We start from the raw sequence: 230 nt of genomic DNA, 5'->3' as shown, positions 1-230 counted from the left end.
TCCAAATATCTTTGGGTCTCAGCTAATATCGCTAATTCATAGTAGGCGCCAACGGAGAGACTATGCATGTTGGCGTGGTACATTATTGAGGCAATATCAAAGCTGGAGATCGTTACAGCTTTTCCTTCCGCCTCGAGATCTGCCTTTATGTTTTTACATAATCTTATTGATTTGCGGAGCCCACCAATCGTGGTTTCACATCGTTCTCGTATTTTTTTGATGTGCAGGAA

General features: G+C 42.2%; 1 protein-coding gene. It reads right to left on the bottom strand.

Going from position 1 to position 230, the window contains the following annotated elements; genetic code table 11:
- Positions 1-230: nucleotidyltransferase-like protein (locus KMS84_RS44950; RefSeq protein WP_256921698.1), on the bottom strand; the 230-nt coding region annotated here is incomplete at both ends.

It is taken from the genome of Streptomyces hilarionis (genome assembly GCF_024539675.1).
Lineage (GTDB): Bacteria > Actinomycetota > Actinomycetes > Streptomycetales > Streptomycetaceae > Streptomyces > Streptomyces hilarionis.
The sequence above is the reverse complement of the archived record's forward strand: the minus strand, read 5'-3'. Positions and strand labels throughout refer to the sequence as shown.